This is a genomic window from Streptomyces sp. NPDC003034 (assembly GCF_053591375.1).
In genome coordinates this window covers 1-1,544 of record NZ_JBSFTS010000061.1, presented here as the reverse complement: position 1 = coordinate 1,544, position 1,544 = coordinate 1, and the positions used below count along the sequence as shown (strand labels likewise).

Annotated in this window: 1 protein-coding gene; it reads right to left on the bottom strand. The window is 69.8% G+C overall.

Features of this window, described 5'->3' with window-relative positions; translation table 11 throughout:
* A partial coding sequence (locus ACWDX7_RS28390; protein ID WP_451752054.1) for a PucR family transcriptional regulator ligand-binding domain-containing protein occupies positions 1-1,089 on the bottom strand: 1,089 nt, incomplete at its 3' end.
* Between the last annotated feature and the right edge of the window lie 455 nt (positions 1,090-1,544).

The following is a 1,544-nucleotide window of genomic DNA, read 5'->3' as shown; positions in this document are numbered from 1 at the left end:
TTCCGGGGATACCCGCACCGGATCGTCCGGTTGGACGAGGGCCTCCTCTAGAAACGCGCGCAGGGCGGAGGCAGGGATGGGGCCGGTCCCGCGCCACTCTCCCCGGGCGATCACGAACTGCCAGCGCTGCCAGGTGTCGCACTGGGTGAGGGCGCCCGGTGCGGTGCCGCGCAGCCGGGCGGCGATCTCGTCCAATGAGGCGCGGCTGTGCAGCAGGCCGAAGACTTCACCGGCCAGGTCGCGGCGTCCCGCCTTCGCATGGTCGTGTGCGGATCGCGCGTCGGCGACCAAGTCGGCGATCCGGTCCAGGAGTTCCAGGCGCGTTGGAGACCAGTTGGACGTGTCGGCCTCCACGACGAGCAGCCAGTCGCCCAGTTCGGCGGCGTGCCCCGTCGCGGTCGACGGCATTGACGGGGTCGACGGGCGGCCCGTGGAATCGCGTACCGGTACGAGCGCATAGTGCCGGTCCCCGATCGTGACCCGGAGGGGAGCCGCCTCGCACGCGCGGCGCGCGGCGAGGTACCTCCCGGCCAGTGCCACCGCCGTCTTGGTACGCAGCGGAGGGCGGGCCCCGGCGATCTGGCGTCCGGTCGGGGACAGGACGCGCACGTCGAGGCCCAAGCTGTGCCGTAAGAGCTCCAGCACGGAGTCCGGGACACCCTGGTCGGTGAGGAGCCGCCGATGGCGTTCGACCACGGCGGCGAGGCTGCCGACATGCTCGCGGTACAGACGGCGCCGGACGTGTTCGGTGATCGTGGTGAATGATATGTCCGGTTTTACGGCAAGGAGCGGGAGGCCGTGGCGTCGGCAGGCGCGTACGAGGTCGTCCGGGATGAGCCCGTGTGCGGCTTCGCCGGCGGCGAGGACCGCGACGCCCGCCTGATCGAGGACGCGTACGAAAGACTCGGCGTCTCCGTCCCCCTGCCACCAGGCAAGCCCGGTGAGGACGAGCTCGCCGCCGGTGAGGAAGCGGCCCGGGTCGGCCAGGTCGGTGGTCAGGACCGCGCGTACGGCTCGATCCCTGTCGCCGGTGTCCTGGTCCACGAGCAGGGGCAGCCGCAGCTCGTCGGAAAGTTCGCGTAACCGCATGGTCGACACTCTCTCATGTCCCTCAAGCGGTCATTCTCTTTCCGGTGCCTGAATCACCGCAGTTCACGGGCATGACGCGGTGGGAAAGCACGGTGGTCCACAGGCGACGGAGAAGCCGGTTTTGGGGGATCGGTGACTGCCTCGTCCCCTTGATCGCTCGGTCTACTTTTACGCACCCGGCCGACTGCGCGTGAACAGCCGACCGGGGGCCCTGGCTCGCAACGAAACCCAGGACGGAAACCCCGGACGAAAGGCGCGGACGAACGGCCCGACGAACGTCCCGGACGAACGCCCCGCGCGACGCGCCAGGACGGCAGCTCCGACAAACGGCTCACCACGAACGCCCCGATATGTAGAGGACCGCTCATGGACTTCCTTCGCCCCGCCAGCTGGGAGGAGGCGCTCGCCGCTAAGGCCGAGTTCCCCACAGCTGTGCCGATTGCGGGTGGCACCGA